We start from the raw sequence: 16,229 nt of genomic DNA on the forward strand, positions 1-16,229 counted from the left end.
TCTATCCTTTCTCTTCGCTGTGCTTACCTCAACGGTCAACTTTCAATTTGATATATTTGCCAAAGTGAGATGCACCCCTTTGGCAGAATGGGGACAAGCCGCAGCGGTTGAGGAATTAATTGAGTTTCTTGATGATGTATCGCCTGAATTTGTCAAGCAGACTCTCAAATGGGCGGAGCTCCTCAGTCTTGTCTCGCATTTAGGAAATCAGAAGCAAGACGGTAAGGATTACTGGCAGATTGACCCTGTAGTTGGTCGTCTGCTCGAATCTATGGCAGAGTAATACAAACTTTCTGCTGTGCGATGTAGTTAAGCAACATCTCTGACTTAATATAGGCGATCGCCCGCAGCAGCTAAGTAGGGTGCACATTGCCCACCCTACTTAGAACCTATTTAAGATAAAATTAAAGTTAGGGATTATGGCTAAATGAGCGGGATTAACCAAGTAGTGGAACAGAAAAAATTGCCAGAATTGGGATTAGTCTGCATTACAACATCCGATGCAGTTCGCTTTCGCACAGTCACCCGGAAGCGGCTGTTGCAGCTAACAGAAATTGAACAAGAAAAAGTATTGCGCGAGTTGTATGCAGATAACTTAAAACGACTTGACAAGGCGATCGACTTCTGCTGTGCCAATGCGATTAAATTGTATCGAATGACTTCTGCACTCTTTCCTTTTGCAGATACAGATTTGGGGGAAACAGTGTTAACTTCCATGAGTGAAGAATTGCACAGAGTGGGCGATCGCGCAATTTCCCTCAACATCCGTTTGGTGCTCCACCCGGATCAATTTGTTGTCCTCAGTTCCGACAAGCCTGATGTCGTTAAGAACAGCATAAAAATTCTGGCGGCTCATGCTTTAATTATGGACAAGTTGGGACAGCCCCGATCGCCCTGGGCACTGATGAACATTCACGGCGGTAAGGGCGATCGCACTTCCCAACTCAAATCCGTCATCCGCGATTTACCCGAATCTATTCGATCGCGCTTAACCTTTGAAAATGACGAATACGCTTACAGTTCCTCAGAACTCTTAGAAGTTTGTCTCGATACCGCAGTACCGATGGTTTTTGACGCCCACCACCACGTCATTCACGAACATTTAGAAAGTTATGACGATCCGAGTGTGGCCCAAATGCTAGCAGCAGCCCGCACAAGTTGGTCGGTTCCTGAATGGCAATTAGTACACATATCAAACGGCCGAGAATTTTTTGCCGATCCGCGCCACAGCGACTTGATTGCAGATATGCCCAATTGCTATTATGATGCTCCTTGGATTGAAGTAGAAGCTAAATTCAAAGAATTAGCTATTGACAAGTTGCGGACAGAATGGTTGTCTGCGAATGTTCGGGAATTTAGCAATGTCTCGTAGGGGCGAGTCAGCAACAGGCAAGATGCCTGTTCCACAACAGGCAAGATGCCTGTTCCACAACAGGCAAGATGCCTGTTCCACAACAGGCAAGATGCCTGTTCCACAACAGACAAGATGCCTGTTCCACAACAGACAAGATGCCTGTTCCACAAGATTTAAATGTTGTTGTGGGGTGGGCTTCTAGCCCGCCCAAATCGCAACAGGCAAGATGCCTGTTCCACAACAGGCAAGATGCCTGTTCCACAACAGACAAGATGCCTGTTCCACAACAGGCTTTCCGGCCTGTTCCACAAGAGTTAAATGTTGTTGTGGGGTGGGCTTCTAGCCCGCCCAAATCGCGATTATTGCCAAAAATTATGTGCGGAAGATTCACTCTAAATACTTCAGCTCAAATCATCGCTGAATTCTTCAAACTCTCCGAAGTTCCAGACATCAAAGCGCGATACAATATCGCCCCAACTCAATCAATTGCTACCGTCACAGTCGATTCCAAAAATATTGAGCGACAGTTTCAATTTATGCGCTGGGGTTTGATTCCCAGTTGGGCGAAAGACATGAAAATAGGCAGCAAAATGATTAATGCCCGATCGGAAACAGTAGCAGAAAAACCAGCTTTTCGCAGCGCCATCAAGCACAGGCGGTGTTTGATAATCGCTGACGGCTTCTACGAATGGCAGCCGCAGGGCAAGAAAAAACAGCCTTACTATTTTACAATGGCAAACCGCGAACCGTTTGCATTTGCGGGTTTGTGGGAAAATTGGGAATCTCCCGAAGCAGAAAACATTGTATCTTGCAGTATAATTACTACTGCTGCTAACGAAACCGTGCAGCCAGTGCACGATCGAATGCCGGTGATTCTCCCCGACAGCAATTGGGAACAGTGGCTCGATCCTTCTGTTAACACTGCTCAACAAGTTTTGCCGCTGTTAAAGCCCTATGCTTCCGAAGCTATGAAAGCAAAGGCGGTAAGTACGATCGTCAACAGTCCCGCTAAAGAAGGCCCCGAGTGCATTCAACCAATAGAATAAACCTAGAATTAAGCGCCGCGTGCTGTGAAACCCGGTAAAAAAAACTCGCTTGATACTTGCGAAATTACAAAATCTGTGGGTGTAGTTTTAGGCTGCCGATACTTCACAAACTAAGACAGGCTGATGAACAAAGTTTCTCGTTGGATAATTGTTGCCTTACTAGCGTTAGCTTGCCTAACTTTTCCCCTATTTCACCCTACACAGTTCGCTTTCACTCAGCCAACTCGAACAATTCAAAATCCTACAGAAATTCCCCAGTCGATCGACTTTGGGCGACATTTTCAAGAGTTGGGAGTTACAGGCTCAATTCTCATCGAGGATTTAAAGCACGATCTCACTTACCAATACAATCCCCAGCGCAACGCCACCGCTTTCTTACCTGCATCGACGTTTAAGATTCTCAATTCCTTGATTTCCCTAGAAACAGGGGTGATTTCAGATGAAATTCAGATTCTAACTTGGGACGGTATTCAAAGGCAAATTCCCGCATGGAATCGAGACTTGAATATGAGGGAAGCAATCAAGGTTTCTGCTGTTTGGTTTTACCAAGTTCTCGCCCGCCGAGTGGGGTACGATCGGATGCAGAAATTGGTTGCTCAAGCAGGATATGGCAACCAGAAAATCGGCGGCAAAGAGGATATCGATAAATTTTGGTTACAAGGAGAACTGCGAATTACCCCTCAAGCGCAAATTCAGTTCCTGCGCCGTCTGCACAAAAATGAGTTACCATTTTCTGAGCGATCGCTCTCGATTGTCAAAGATATTTTGATTGTCGAAAAAACTCCAGACTACACCATTAGGGCAAAGACAGGTTTAGTAGCTTTTGATGGCAACGTAAAACCACAAATTGGGTGGTACGTCGGTTATTTGGAAAAGGGTGATAATACTTACTTTTTTGCCACCAACATCGATATTCAGAACCCGAAAGACGCCTCGGCTAGAATAGAGTTAACACGTCGTTGTTTTAAGGATATGGGATTGCTATAAATAAGCAATCCCATATTCTGCTTAAATATTCTTCCCTATCATCCGCAAGACAAAATGGTTCACAGGGATAGCAAATCATGGGATTTGACAAAATCGAGATAGCATGAGTTATGATGTAAAAGGATTTGTGAGTTACAGCTTTGGTTGTATCAGCCAAAATTTGACTCACTCATATGCTCAAATACTTTTCTTCATCTTCACATCAGGGAAAGGACAAAAAATATGATTGGATACGTTACAGTCGGCACCAACAATCTTGAACGTGCAGCCAAGTTTTACGATACTTTGCTTGCTGAAATTGGCGCTAAACGATTCATGGAACTTGACCGATTTATCGCATGGAGCGTTTCTCCCGATATGCCAGGACTTGCTGTTGCAAAACCCTTTGATGGCAACGAAGCAACTGTTGGTAATGGCGTAATGATCGCACTTCAAGTTGACAGTCCAGAAAAAGTCAACTTAGTTTATAAAAAGGCGATCGAACTTGGCGCTAAGGATGAAGGAGCAGTGGGGCAAAGAGGCACGTTACCGGGGTTTTATGTGGGATATTTTCGGGATCTAGATGGAAATAAGCTGAACGTGTTTTATATGAATAAACCAAGCACTTAAGATTTTTCTGTTTGATGAGGTTCCGAAAAACAAAACTTAAGCTGTTACGCATTTAAACCACTAACGAGGCCTGTAGGGTGCGTCAGCTAGAACACTTACGCTTACAAGGGAAACGAGAAAGGAGCCGTGGCACCCTACAATACTGTTTGATGAGGTTCCGAAAAACAGAACTTATCCACTTCGACCAAAGAAATCGGGTTTTTTCGGGTTTATAAACTCTCATCAAGTATTCTCGTAAAAACCCGGTTTTTGACTACCAGTCCTAGCTATTTTTAGAACTAAAATTAAAGAATTATTAATCTATTTAAGCGAAAGATGAGAACATCAAATCCAGAGGTAAAACTGATTGATTTCAGCCAAGAGAAAGCAACAGATTTTTTGCTGCCTCAGCCCGCTGTCCTGACAAGTTCAGGATGGGATAATATCTATTTTGAACACCATCAACAGCCGCAGTTTGACACCCCAGAACATCAAGGTACATGGCACGTTATCGCCCATTGTCCTGCTTTTGAGGTGTCGGCAGAGCGATCGGGAGAACGATGGTTGGATGGTAAGCTGAAAACAGAAGCGCGGAATCAGGGAGACATTGCGGTGATTCCGGCGGGTATTTCCCAGCGCTGTAATTGGAAGACCTTAGCTCAGTTTACCATTTTGGCGATCGCCCCTGCACTCTTGGAACAAGTCGCTCAAGATTTGGTAAATCCCGATCGCATTGAACTCATCCCTCATTACATGACAGAGCAAGATATCCTGATTCAAGGGATATTCGGCGTCTTGAGACAAGAATTAGAATTTGGCAAAATCGGCGGTTATTTGCTGGTTGATAGTCTCAAAACCGCATTAGCCATTCACCTGTTGCGAAATTATTGCACCGCGCCACCTCAGCTTTCCAGCTATGCGGATGGATTATCTAAATCCAAACTGCAACAGGTAACGGAATACATCAACGAACATCTCCATGAAGACATAAAGCTAATTGAACTTGCTGCGATCGCCCAAATCAGTCCTTATCACTTTTTACGTCTGTTCAAGCAAAGCAGGGGCTTAACGCCCCACCAGTATATCTTGCAACGCCGCATCCAGAAAGCCAAGTACCTATTGCAAAAGAGCGAACTTACCATCGCAGATATTGCTTTCCGAGTCGGATTTTGCGATCAAAGTCACTTGACTAGATGTTTCAAGCGCCTGCTGGGGATGACACCGAAACAATTCCTGCAAAGTCGATCGCAATAATCTACCAAAAATCCCGCAACTTTTTTCTATAGTTCCGAATAGCTAGCTTCCTAAACTATTAGTAAGTTTTACGAGGTTTGTTTGTGAACTCTATTAACATGACCTTTCCCCTCTGGGGTTTAGCAATTTTCATTCTGTGGGTAATTGCTGTCGTTATCCTTCTACTGACAGTCAGGATTCGGCATCTATCTGCGGGTGGATCTGTCAAAGATTTTGGCACACCAAACGATGAAAGTTTGCTGTGGCGGCTATTTCGGGTACAGTCCAATTTAGTAGAAAACCTGCCCTTATATCTGGGAGTTGTTTTCCTGCTGACCTGGAGGGGCGTATCTGGAACAGCGGTAGATTTGCTGACTGTTGCGTACATCGTGTTTCGGCTAGTACACTCAGTCATTCACATCGCTGGGATTAATCCAATATTTCGCCTTTTGTGCTTAGTGATTCAGTTAGGTTGCTTGGTCGCCTTAACTGTGATGACATTCTTCTGAAGGCAGAAGGTAGAAGACAGAATTTTTGATTATTCTGAGATGTTGCACCACGATCGATAAGGGTCTTTTTTGTGGGTGGGGGCGGGTTTATTTAACCTGTTTGCAGCTTTTAAGACTGTTGGTGAACCCGCCCCTACAGCTTCCACACGAATGGTGCCCGATCTCAGATGCTGCCAACTGCCACGGCCAACTGCCAACTGACTAATGACTGATGACTAATGACTAATGACTAACTTAACTCTCGTACATCCGGGCTTCAGCCGCGTCGGGATTCTCCTCGCAATACTCCTCAAAAGCCGTTTTGTCAAGCTTGATCGATCGCTGGTGAGAAGCCTCAGCCTGCATTTCCTCTACAATATCCCAGGCTACCGCGCACTCTCTAGAAGTAGCGCCTTTCTGGGCACAGATAGTTCTGGCATCCGCGATCGCCTTTTCGATTTCATCATCAAATAAAACACTTTTCGGCTTCTCGACAAAATCGCTTTTTGTCAAGATATCCGTTACCGAAATAATGCCAAGCAGTTTGTCCTTAATCACCGGAGCCCGGCGGATGCGGGTATTCGCGAACAACCTCGCCACGTATTCCACGCCCAAGTCGGGATTCACCGTGATGCACGGTTTGGTCATAATCTCGAAGACGCGGACTTTGTGCGGGTCTACTCCGTAGGCTGTTACTTTGTAAACAATATCCGTTTCCGTGACAATGCCGTAGGCGTCTTGTTCGTGGCGGCGTTCCACAATTAACGCGCGCAAACACAGTTCGTTCATCATCGCCACCGCTTCAGCTACAGTTGCCGAACCGCGAATGGTAACAACTTCTGTTGTCATAATATCTTGGGCTTTCATCATCATTTTTTATTGCTCCCCGTTGATAAAGTCTAGTCCGTCCCGATTTGGGCAGAAAATTTGATTTCCCATCATCTTGACACTTCAGGACTGAGGCAACTGTTACGATAAATCAAGGAGGGCGATCGATCGGGGGAAGGAAGTTCGGCAACGGATTGTGTAACGGATGTAACGGATGAATGTTTAAGGAAATGATGATGTTGAGGCTTGAGGAAAGAAGGAAAATTGTCCCCACTCTCCCCATCTCCCATCTCCCCATCTCCCCATCTCCCCACTCTCCCCATCTCCCCATCTCCCCATCTCCCCATCTCCCCACTCTCCCCATCTCCCCATCTCCCCATCTCCCCATCTCCCCCTCTCCCCATCTCCCCCTCTCCCCATCTCCCCATCTCCCCATCTCCCCATCTCCCACTCTCCCCATCTCCCACTCCCCCACTCCCCCACTCCCCCACTCTCAGACTCCCAGTCTCAAAGAAGCAAAAGTTAACACAAACTAAGCAACTGCTTACGTTCGCACAGATCCCCGGCTCTGATAAACTTGATGGCTGGGAGTGCAAAAAGCACAAGGCACGCATCAGCAATTGGGAGTATATAGTTCGTGGACAATGTAATCGGTTTAGAGATTATCGAAGTAGTTGAGCAGGCAGCCATCGCCTCCGCTCGCTTGATGGGCAAAGGCGAAAAAGATGAAGCCGACAGAGTGGCTGTAGAAGCCATGCGGGAGCGGATGAACAAAATTCATATGCGCGGCCGCATCGTCATCGGTGAAGGCGAGCGCGATGACGCACCCATGCTTTACATCGGGGAACAAGTGGGTATTTGTACCCGCGAAGATGCCAAAGATGTCTGCAACCTAGATGAATTGATCGAAATTGACATCGCTGTTGACCCCTGCGAAGGTACTAACCTAGTTGCTTACGGTCAAAACGGTTCGATGGCAGTTTTGGCAATCTCTGAAAAAGGAGGTTTGTTTGCTGCACCGGATTTCTACATGAACAAATTGGCTGCTCCTGCGGCTGCTAAGAATCATGTAGATATTCGCAAAACGCCAACCCAAAACCTCAAAATTATCTCTGATTGTCTCGGTCGCAGTATTGAAGATTTGGTGGTGGTGGTGATGGATCGCCCCCGGCACAAAGATTTAATTAATGAAATTCGGCAAGCGGGTGCAAGAGTTCGGCTGATCAGCGACGGCGACGTTTCGGCAGCGATTTCTTGCGCGTTTTCTGGTTCCAACATCCACGCGCTTATGGGTATTGGCGCAGCGCCGGAAGGCGTGATTTCCGCAGCGGCAATGCGCTGCTTGGGCGGTCACTTCCAAGGGCAGTTAATTTACGATCCGGCTGTTGTAAAAACTGGTTTGATCGGTGAAAGCAAAGAGAGCAATATCGCCCGCCTGACAGAGATGGGCATCACAGACCCGGACAAGATTTACAATGCTGAAGAGTTGGCATCTGGAGACACAGTTCTGTTTGCAGCTTGCGGGATTACTCCCGGAACGCTGATGGATGGAGTTCGCTTCTTTGGCGGCGGCGCTCGCACTGAAAGTTTGGTAATTTCTTCTCAGTCGAAAACTGCTCGGTTTGTGGATACAATCCATATGTTTGACCAGCCGAAATCTCTGCAATTGAAGTAGTCATTAGTTAAAGGTTAAGAGTTAACAGTTAATTTTGAAATGTTAATTTTTCACCGCTAACCGTTGACAGTCACCGGTGATTATAAATTAGCGATAGACTAAGAATTAATCACAGGTGACTGTTGATAACTAAGAAATAAATAGTGACAAATCACAGATATGAATATTGCAGTCGTAGGTCTCAGCCACAAAACAGCACCGGTTGAAGTTCGCGAAAAACTGAGCATTCCAGAACAGAAAATTGAAGCGGCGATCGCCCAACTGCGCGGCTACCCCCACATTCAAGAAGTTGCCATTCTCAGCACTTGCAACCGCTTAGAAATTTATATTGTTACCAGCGAGTCGGAGCCTGGTGTGCGAGAGGTTATTCAGTTCCTTTCCGAATGCAGTAAAGTTTACGTGCAGTCTTTGCGCCCTCACCTGTTCATTTTGCTGCACGAAGATGCGGTGATGCACTTGATGCGAGTGGCCTCTGGCCTCGACAGCTTGGTGCTGGGAGAAGGACAAATTTTGGCTCAGGTGAAACAAACTCACAAACTCGCCCAGCAGTACAAAGGTGTCGGCAGAATTTTAGAGCGCTTGTTCAAGCAAGCTCTCACAGCAGGGAAGCGAGTTCGCACGGAAACTAGCATCGGTACCGGTGCGGTTTCTATTTCTTCGGCGGCGGCAGAATTGGCTCAAATGAAGGGTCAGCATTTAGCCAGCAGCAAAATTGCCATAATCGGTGCTGGCAAAATGTCGCGGCTTTTGGTGCAGCATTTGCTCTCAAAAGGAGCTAGCCATATTTCGATCGTCAACCGCTCTGTGCGGGGCGCCTTGGAGTTGGCCGGTCAGTTTAAAGATGCTCAATTGCACCTGTATCAGCTCTCGGAAATGATGCAGGTAATTGCCGGCTCTGACTTGGTTTTTACCAGCACAGCCGCTACAGAGCCGCTGTTAAATAAAGCTAAATTAGAAGCTGTTTTAGAACCCGATCGCTCTCTGATGTTGGTGGATATTTCTGTGCCGCGCAACGTTGACTCGGATGCGAAGGAACTCGCTAATGTGAAGTCGTTTAATGTGGACGACTTGAAAGCAGTGGTAGCTCAAAATCACGAAAGCCGCCGCAAAATGGCAATGGAAGCTCAGGGTCTGCTGGAACAGGAAGTAGAGGCTTTTGATGTCTGGTGGCGCAGTCTGGAAACTGTTCCTACTATTAGCTGTTTGCGGGATAAGATCGAATTGATTCGGGAACAAGAGTTAGAAAAAGCTTTATCGCGTCTGGGCTCTGAATTTTCAGAGAAACATCAAGATGTGATTGAATCTTTAACAAGGGGGATTGTGAATAAGATTTTGCACGATCCGATGGTACAGTTGCGCGCTCAGCAGGATATTGAGGCGCGCAGGCAAGCGATGCACACTTTGCAAACGCTGTTTAATTTGGATGTGGATGTCAATCAGCAGTACAGCTAGTTTGTCATTGGTCATTAGTCATTGGTCATTAGTCATTGGTCATTAGTCATGTTTTGCATCAGCTTTTAATGTAATTAGGACTTACTCATTTGCTCACTAAGCAATGGGGTTTCTTAACTAAAATTTAGGGTTTTACTTGTTACCAGGCGAAGAGCTTGAGAACCAGTTTAAATGACTAACAACTAATGACTAATGACTAATGACGTTCGCGATCGGGGACAGCACTAATGACTAACAACTAATGACTAATGACTAATGACTATTAAGCGAATTTCTCAATTAATTTTGCTGATTTTAGGGCTGTGGTTAGTTTTTGAGTTAGCCTCCCGCGTTGCGGCAGAAATTCTCTGGTTTCAGGAAGTTGGATATCTTCAGGTTTTCCTGTTAAGGCTGAAAAGTCAAGGGTTACTGGGGGTAATTCCAACTGCCATTTCAGTTGTTTTTTTGATGGGAAATTTAGCCTTAGCGCGCCGCCTGCAACATCCGGCAGAAAACGTAAAATCAGCGGTTGCGGGGGTGCTATTGGCTTCACCGAGGGCGAACAAAACGGGGAAGAATTACGAATTACCTGTTGCTAAATCTCAAATTACCTTTTCCTGGCTGCTGTTGGCGGTATTTGGATTGAGTTCGATCGCAACTTTGACAGTAATTCACTGCGGGCTGTTAGCTGCAAACAGTCTCACCTATCTCGGTATAGCTGGCAATTTGCCTGCACCGCCCGTACAATTTGGAGTTGAGGCAATCCCACAAATAGCAGTGCAGCTATTTTCTCATTGGTGGCAGTTGGGATTGCTGCTGGGGACAATGTTAGCTGTGGTAATTAAGCCGGATTTTTGGCTGCGGACGATCGCCCTTTTGCTCAGTTTGGCGATCGGGCTTATTGCCGCCAGTCGCTGGACAAATGTTTTGCAATATTTCCACCCTACTAATTTTAACACAACCGACCCTATTTTTGGTCGAGATATTAGCTTTTATGTATTTATTTTACCCATCTTAGAATTGCTAGGATTCTGGCTAACAGTTGTATTTTTGTACGGTTTAGTATCTTGTGCTTTAACATATTTGCTGTCTGGAAATAGCCTGAGTAAAGGGATATTTTTGGGATTTTCGCGATCGCAACAGAGGCACTTGTACGGCTTGGGTGCAGCTTTAATGCTAGCCACCGCACTCCTGTGCTGGCTGGGGCGCTACGCATTGCTGTACTCGCGCGGAGACGTTACCTACGGGGCGAATTATGCTGACGTGACAGTGCGGCTGCCCTGCTATGGATTTTTGAGTATCTTGGCGGGGGCGATCGCACTTTTGATGCTGTATCAGGTTTGCCAATTCAAAATTAAAAATGAACTCATAAAAAAGATTATTTTAGCGTGGCTAGCTTTATTTTGTTTGGGAAATTTACTGCTGCCCAAAATTGTGCAGCAACTCATAGTCAAACCCAACGAACTAGCACGAGAACAGCCGTACATTCAGCGCAGCATTGCCTTTACTAAAGAAGCCTTTGACCTCAACAAAATCGAAATAAAAACATTCGATCCCGCCGGAAAACTTACTTATGCCGACTTAGAAAAAAATCAACTGACTATTAGCAACATCCGCCTGTGGGACAAGCGACCGCTGCTGCAAACAAACCGACAGTTACAGCAAATCAGACCCTATTATACATTTCCTGATGCCGATATCGATCGCTACACAATCAAAAATGAAAAAGCACAAAAGGGAGATTCGGAAAGACAACAGGTGTTTCTGGCAGCGCGGGAATTAGATTACACAGCAGTTGCGCCAGAAGCTCAAACTTGGGTGAACGAACACCTAGTTTACACTCACGGTTACGGCTTTACTCTTTCTCCCGTAAACAGAGTCGGTGTCGGCGGTTTACCCGATTATTTTGTCAAAGATATTGGAGTTGCAGCCCAGACAGGAGAGACGGCTTTGGAAGTAACTAGCGATCGAATTCGGGCCAGTATCCCGATCGGCTACCCGCGAATTTACTACGGCGAAGTCACCGATACCCACGCGATGACACCCACAAAAGTCAAAGAATTCGACTATCCCAGCGGCGAAGACAATGTTTACAATACTTACAGCGGTAGGGGCGGAATCGATCTCGGATCGATGTGGCGGCGCTTGCTGTTTGCTAATTATCTAAAAAATTGGCAAATGGCGCTAACCCGCAATTTTACGCCAGAAACTAAATTGCTCTACCGCCGAAATATTAACAAAAGAGTCCGGGCGATCGCCCCTTTTTTGCACTACGATTCCGACCCGTATTTAGTAGTAGCAAACACCAATCTTAGCCAAGATGATATAGAAAAAGAAAAAGATGACAATAGCAACGAAATTAAACCTTCACCCTCGGCGACAGATAAATCTCCCAACTATCTTTACTGGATTATTGATGCCTATACAGCGAGCGATCGCTATCCGTATTCTGACCCCGGAAATCATGAATTTAACTACATCCGCAACTCCATTAAAGTAGTGATTGATGCCTACAACGGGTCTATTGACTTCTACGTTGCCAATCCCTCCGATCCGATTATTAACAGTTGGATTGCTATCTTTCCCGGACTCTTCAAACCCCTTGAGAAAATGCCTCCGGCCCTCCGCAAACATATCAGATATCCAGTAGATTTGTTGAGCATTCAATCCGAACGCTTGCTAACTTATCACATGGAAGACCCGCAGGTATTCTACAATCGGGAGGATTTGTGGCGAGTTCCCAATGAAATTTACGGCAGCGAACAGCAGCCCGTAGAACCGTATTATTTGATTACGAAACTGCCAACGGAAACAGCAGAAGAATTTATTTTGCTGCTGCCATTTACACCAGTAAGTCGCAACAACTTAATTGCTTGGATTGCAGGGCGATCGGACGAGGAAGATTACGGAAAATTGCTGTTGTACCAATTTCCCAAACAGCGATTAGTTTATGGCCCGGAACAAATAGAAGCTTTAATCAACCAAGATCCGGTTATTTCCGAACAAATATCTCTCTGGAATCGCCAGGGTTCAAAAGCGCTTCAAGGCAATTTATTAGTAATTCCCATTGAACAATCTTTGCTGTACGTGGAACCTCTTTATTTAGAGGCAGATCGCAATAGTTTACCAACTTTAGTCAGAGTTATTGCTGCCTACGAAAACCGCATCGTCATGGCAGAAAATCTTGACAAGGCACTCAAGGCACTTTTTCAGCCTAAAGCTACCAATAAACCTGCGATTGTGCGACCTGTAGAAGGAACAGCCCCGGCTTTGAATTGATAAGCTGTTACGCATTTAAACCACTAATTAGGGCTTGCTGAAAAAGTGTACAGAGTGGAAAAACGAGGCTACACAGCTTGAAAAATCGTAGGTTTATTGCTAAATTTCCAAATTTAGCCAGAGATGAACAACGAAAGTGCAAGGGTTTTGAGCATCTATAATCCTATAACTTGCACTCGTTCGAGCTTCAAAAGCTTGAACCCCTTATCTGGTAGGCTTTCTACTTTTATTCAGCAAGCCCTACTTATCCTTTCTGAGCTTCATAACAGTCTATAAATTGCCTGCCACAGTTAAAACAAAGATAATTCTGTTTGCCTTTTTTGTGTCCATTCTTGTGAATATGAGTTGACTTACATTCAGGACATTCCGTTGATTTAAATTCTCGTTTGATTTTTTTGCTACTCTCGATCGCTCTCTATCATACCTCAATCCAGCAACGCCTAAAAAAAGTCCTAAATTTTTTCCGCCTCTACTTGACTTTTCCCCTAATCTTATTGTATATTAATAAATGATGGGATGGTTTAAAAATAATATTTTGAGAGAGATTGAGATAGTGAAAGAAGTATAAGCTGTTTTACATCTAAATTGCATTTTTTGTGCGGCGAGACGCCCAACCCCTACTTTTTATAAGAACTTTATCAAATTTTGCTTTATCAAATTTTGACTGTGTAGTTTAAATGCAGAACATCTTATCAATTAAATTATTAGTCTGTCAACCCTTTTATGAAAACAATTCCTCTGGTCATTAGTTTTTTAGTAGCAATTTTAGCAAGCGCGATCGGTATTATATCAGTGCAGAACGCCGCCCCAGTATCGTTAAACTTTATCTTTTTTAAATCGATACAAATGCCCGTAGGAGTAGTATTGGCAATGAGTATTAGTGCAGGACTGATCGGCGGTGCGCTGCTGCAACCGCTGTGGAACCTTTCCGATTCCCAAGGTTCGCGGCCCAAATTTCAGGCAAATCCAGAAGAATCCGACACCGCAGAATATTAAGTTAATTGCTGAATCCTTACAACGAGTAGACCTGACCGTCAATCAGCAGCCGAGTAATTCCCTTAGCTAGCAAATAAGGCGCAGCTTTTTGCAGCAGCCTGCCATCAGGAATCTTGAAAACCCTTTGATTGCGAGTAGCAAATCGGCGGGCTACTCGGTGATTGTCAAAAACAGGCAGAGTTTTCTCGCGAATTTCCGCCACCGGAATTTGACCCAGTTCGCCAAAAGCTTTCAGAGGTCTAGTGATTAACTCGGAGGCCCGATCGACTACCAAGTAGCAAATTTTGGGCAGAGATACTTCGCTTAAAGGCAAAACTTGAATCAGCCCTGTAGCCCGAAGCTCAATCGACTCGCCGGAGGATATAGAACCCAGCAGACTGCCTTCAAACAGAGAGTCTTCATCCTCTAAATCTTCGTCGAAGTCGTCCTCATCCTCATCCTCATCCTCATCCTCATCCTCATCCTCGTCGAAATCGCTAAAATCTTCACCTGCGAGCAATCCTGCGTCGGGCAGCATTGCCTGTAGTTCCCCAGTCACAACAGCGATCTCGCTGCGAGGAGCAACATAGGTTGCTTCGCCATCTGGCAAATCAGAAACATCCAAATCCGACTGTAAATTTCCTCGAATTTCGATCTCCGCAACTGCTTGGACGCCTGATAAAGAACGCTTTCGGATCGTAGGCCTCGAATTTTGGAGTGACTGCGGGACTGGGACTGACTCAGACAGGGGGACACCTACAGGATCGGTTTCGCGATCGGCCGCCGACGATTCAGCAGTCGCCTCTGTCGGTTCAGAAACACTGGTGCGATCGGACAAACGCTTTTGTTTTTGCTGGACCAGCAATTCGTATTCTGGCTCCGACAAAGCGCCCTGAAGGATGCGCCTCACAGTCGAACTGCTCACTCCGTAGCGCTTGGCCAGAGTGATAGTATTCTCGTCCGACTGTCGGTACAGTCTGAGGATTTCCCGTTTGTCTGAATCGGAGAGTTTTGTAGGCGTCATGCCAAGTTTTCCAGCAAAAAGACGTGAAAAGACGCAGGAAGTGCGATCGGCGAACTGTGATTTTTCATTTTCGATTTGAAGTTGAGAGATGCCGGCAAGGACAAAAAAGCTGGGGCGTTCCAATCGCTTGCCGAAGCAACCCAAATCTCCAATCGCTACGCGGCGCGACGAGTCCGCCTGCTCTGGCGAGAACGGGTTGAGATGTCATGTTCCAAGATAGCTCCAATTCCGAACAGGATGGCGCTGAAAACAAAAAAGACTTCCAGCAAACTGCCGCTTTGATAACTACCCTCAGCCTGAGTATCCCGCCATTTAAAGTACATATCTGCAATGTAAAGCGAAAAAGTTGCAGCCGCAATCATCCTCCAAGATTGGGAAAAACGTCCTCCCCAAAACGCCAGCAGCAGTGCAGTAGCAATAATCAGCAGAAAAACGTCCCCAACGATGTAAAACAAATTGATTGCATAGGTGTAAGGCGACAGTTGCTTGTCAAGTGCCATCACCCATGCGGGAGCTTTAGTTGGTTCTGCTGCTTCTTCTTCCGCAGGTGCGGATTTAGCAGCAGTCGCGGCGGCTTCTTTTTCCTTTGGCTGGGACGAATTGTCCAAAGCAGGCGCTTTTCCGTTGGCAGCCGTTGCTGGTGCAGATCCTGCCACTACTTCCTCGGTGGCTGCCGGAGCCATTCCTAGCTGTACCCTCCAAGAGTCAGGTGCAGCAACCCAGATAGCTACAGCAATACCAAAGGCGGCAATTCCCGCTAACAAACCCCACTGCCAAATTTCTAGATTCAGCCGCTTGGAACTCACAGCTATCACCATGCCCCCGATCAGTACCACATAGCTGCCCAGATAAAACGCATCTGCTGGAGATACATCCGGGCTCACCTGGAAATAGAGTTCCCAAATGCCAAATAGCACGCCGGCGATAAAATAGAAGAGCATCCCGAGTCCAATGCCCAGCCATACGTTGCGCCCGCTGGCCATGTGGGGGCTTCTCCAGTTTCTAAAACAGACTAAAGCAGCTCCCAGGTATGCCCCGCATTCAAAAATATAAGTGCCGATCGAGTACCAAAGCGGTAAACCCTCTTCTTGTGAGAGGGGGACGCTGAACAGCAAAAAGAACAGCAGCGCCATGACAGCCCAGACAATGCCCGCAATCACTAGGGTCTGAGCTGACAGTAAAGATGGAGATGTAGATGACTTTTCTGAAGTGCTACTCATAGGGATTTCACGAGACCTAACTAGCGGTTGAACGCACCCCATCTCAATCTTTTATTTTTGATTGTAGATGAGGATTATTTCGCGCAATAACATTGATCTGA

General features: G+C 45.9%; 15 protein-coding genes and 1 pseudogene. 11 read left to right on the forward strand and 5 right to left on the reverse strand.

Annotated elements, in window-relative coordinates; translation table 11 throughout:
- From QUB70_RS08450 to QUB70_RS08480, 7 genes are all read left to right on the forward strand, one after another.
- A partial coding sequence (locus QUB70_RS08450) for a hypothetical protein (RefSeq protein WP_332979603.1) occupies nt 1–283 on the forward strand: 283 nt, incomplete at its 5' end.
- Nucleotides 284–427: 144 nt separating this feature from the next.
- Nucleotides 428–1,372 (forward strand): UV DNA damage repair endonuclease UvsE, encoded by a 945-nt coding sequence (gene uvsE / locus QUB70_RS08455; RefSeq protein WP_332979605.1) that lies wholly within the window; start codon nt 428–430, stop codon nt 1,370–1,372.
- Between the two features lie 68 nt (nt 1,373–1,440).
- Nucleotides 1,441–2,400, forward strand: coding sequence for an SOS response-associated peptidase (locus tag QUB70_RS08460; protein ID WP_332979606.1), 960 nt, complete (start codon nt 1,441–1,443; stop codon nt 2,398–2,400).
- Nucleotides 2,401–2,523: 123 nt separating this feature from the next.
- Complete coding sequence (gene blaOXA / locus QUB70_RS08465) at nt 2,524–3,387, forward strand: class D beta-lactamase (RefSeq protein WP_332979607.1); 864 nt, start codon at nt 2,524–2,526, stop codon at nt 3,385–3,387.
- A 222-nt stretch (nt 3,388–3,609) separates the two neighbouring features.
- Nucleotides 3,610–3,996: a VOC family protein gene (locus QUB70_RS08470; protein ID WP_332979609.1), complete on the forward strand. Its 387-nt coding sequence runs from the start codon at nt 3,610–3,612 to the stop codon at nt 3,994–3,996.
- Nucleotides 3,997–4,311: 315 nt separating this feature from the next.
- Entirely contained in the window at nt 4,312–5,229 is a 918-nt protein-coding gene (locus QUB70_RS08475) for an AraC family transcriptional regulator (RefSeq protein ID WP_332979611.1), read from the forward strand.
- An 83-nt stretch (nt 5,230–5,312) separates the two neighbouring features.
- Nucleotides 5,313–5,717, forward strand: coding sequence for an MAPEG family protein (locus QUB70_RS08480; protein WP_332979612.1), 405 nt, complete (start codon nt 5,313–5,315; stop codon nt 5,715–5,717).
- A 234-nt stretch (nt 5,718–5,951) separates the two neighbouring features.
- Here the strand turns inward: QUB70_RS08480 and QUB70_RS08485 are convergent, their stop codons facing one another.
- Both QUB70_RS08485 and QUB70_RS08490 read right to left on the reverse strand, forming a co-directional pair.
- Nucleotides 5,952–6,569 (reverse strand): CP12 domain-containing protein, encoded by a 618-nt coding sequence (locus QUB70_RS08485; RefSeq protein WP_332979613.1) that lies wholly within the window; start codon nt 6,567–6,569, stop codon nt 5,952–5,954.
- A gap of 106 nt (nt 6,570–6,675) precedes the next feature.
- Nucleotides 6,676–6,999: a hypothetical protein gene (locus QUB70_RS08490; protein ID WP_332979614.1), complete on the reverse strand. Its 324-nt coding sequence runs from the start codon at nt 6,997–6,999 to the stop codon at nt 6,676–6,678.
- Between the two features lie 162 nt (nt 7,000–7,161).
- Here QUB70_RS08490 and glpX point away from each other — a divergent pair, with 162 nt between their 5' ends.
- The 3 genes from glpX (at nt 7,162) to QUB70_RS08505 (ending at nt 12,909) form a co-directional block, all read left to right on the forward strand.
- Nucleotides 7,162–8,199 (forward strand): class II fructose-bisphosphatase, encoded by a 1,038-nt coding sequence (gene glpX / locus QUB70_RS08495; protein ID WP_332979616.1) that lies wholly within the window; start codon nt 7,162–7,164, stop codon nt 8,197–8,199.
- 159 nt (nt 8,200–8,358) lie between these two features.
- A complete protein-coding gene (locus tag QUB70_RS08500) occupies nt 8,359–9,651 on the forward strand; it encodes a glutamyl-tRNA reductase (RefSeq protein ID WP_332979618.1) in 1,293 nt (430 codons plus the stop codon).
- 255 nt (nt 9,652–9,906) lie between these two features.
- The gene (locus tag QUB70_RS08505) at nt 9,907–12,909 is read left to right on the forward strand and encodes a UPF0182 family protein (RefSeq protein WP_332979619.1); all 3,003 of its coding nucleotides are present in this window, start codon (nt 9,907–9,909) and stop codon (nt 12,907–12,909) included.
- 247 nt (nt 12,910–13,156) lie between these two features.
- Here QUB70_RS08505 and QUB70_RS32645 read toward each other — a convergent pair.
- Nucleotides 13,157–13,300 (reverse strand): annotated as a pseudogene (locus QUB70_RS32645) (IS1/IS1595 family N-terminal zinc-binding domain-containing protein); the annotation flags it as partial.
- 332 nt (nt 13,301–13,632) lie between these two features.
- Here QUB70_RS32645 and QUB70_RS08510 point away from each other — a divergent pair.
- Nucleotides 13,633–13,905, forward strand: coding sequence for a LapA family protein (locus QUB70_RS08510; protein ID WP_332979620.1), 273 nt, complete (start codon nt 13,633–13,635; stop codon nt 13,903–13,905).
- Between the two features lie 16 nt (nt 13,906–13,921).
- Here the strand turns inward: QUB70_RS08510 and QUB70_RS08515 are convergent, their stop codons facing one another.
- Together QUB70_RS08515 and QUB70_RS08520 are read right to left on the reverse strand one after the other, a co-directional pair.
- Nucleotides 13,922–14,908 carry a hypothetical protein gene (locus QUB70_RS08515; protein ID WP_332979622.1) on the reverse strand — a complete coding sequence of 329 codons (987 nt, stop codon included), beginning with the start codon at nt 14,906–14,908 and terminating at the stop codon, nt 13,922–13,924.
- Between the two features lie 155 nt (nt 14,909–15,063).
- Nucleotides 15,064–16,128 (reverse strand): hypothetical protein, encoded by a 1,065-nt coding sequence (locus tag QUB70_RS08520; RefSeq protein WP_332979623.1) that lies wholly within the window; start codon nt 16,126–16,128, stop codon nt 15,064–15,066.
- Nucleotides 16,129–16,229: the final 101 nt, after the last annotated feature.

This window comes from Microcoleus sp. A003_D6, assembly GCF_036702825.1.
Taxonomy (GTDB): Bacteria; Cyanobacteriota; Cyanobacteriia; order Cyanobacteriales; family Microcoleaceae; genus Microcoleus.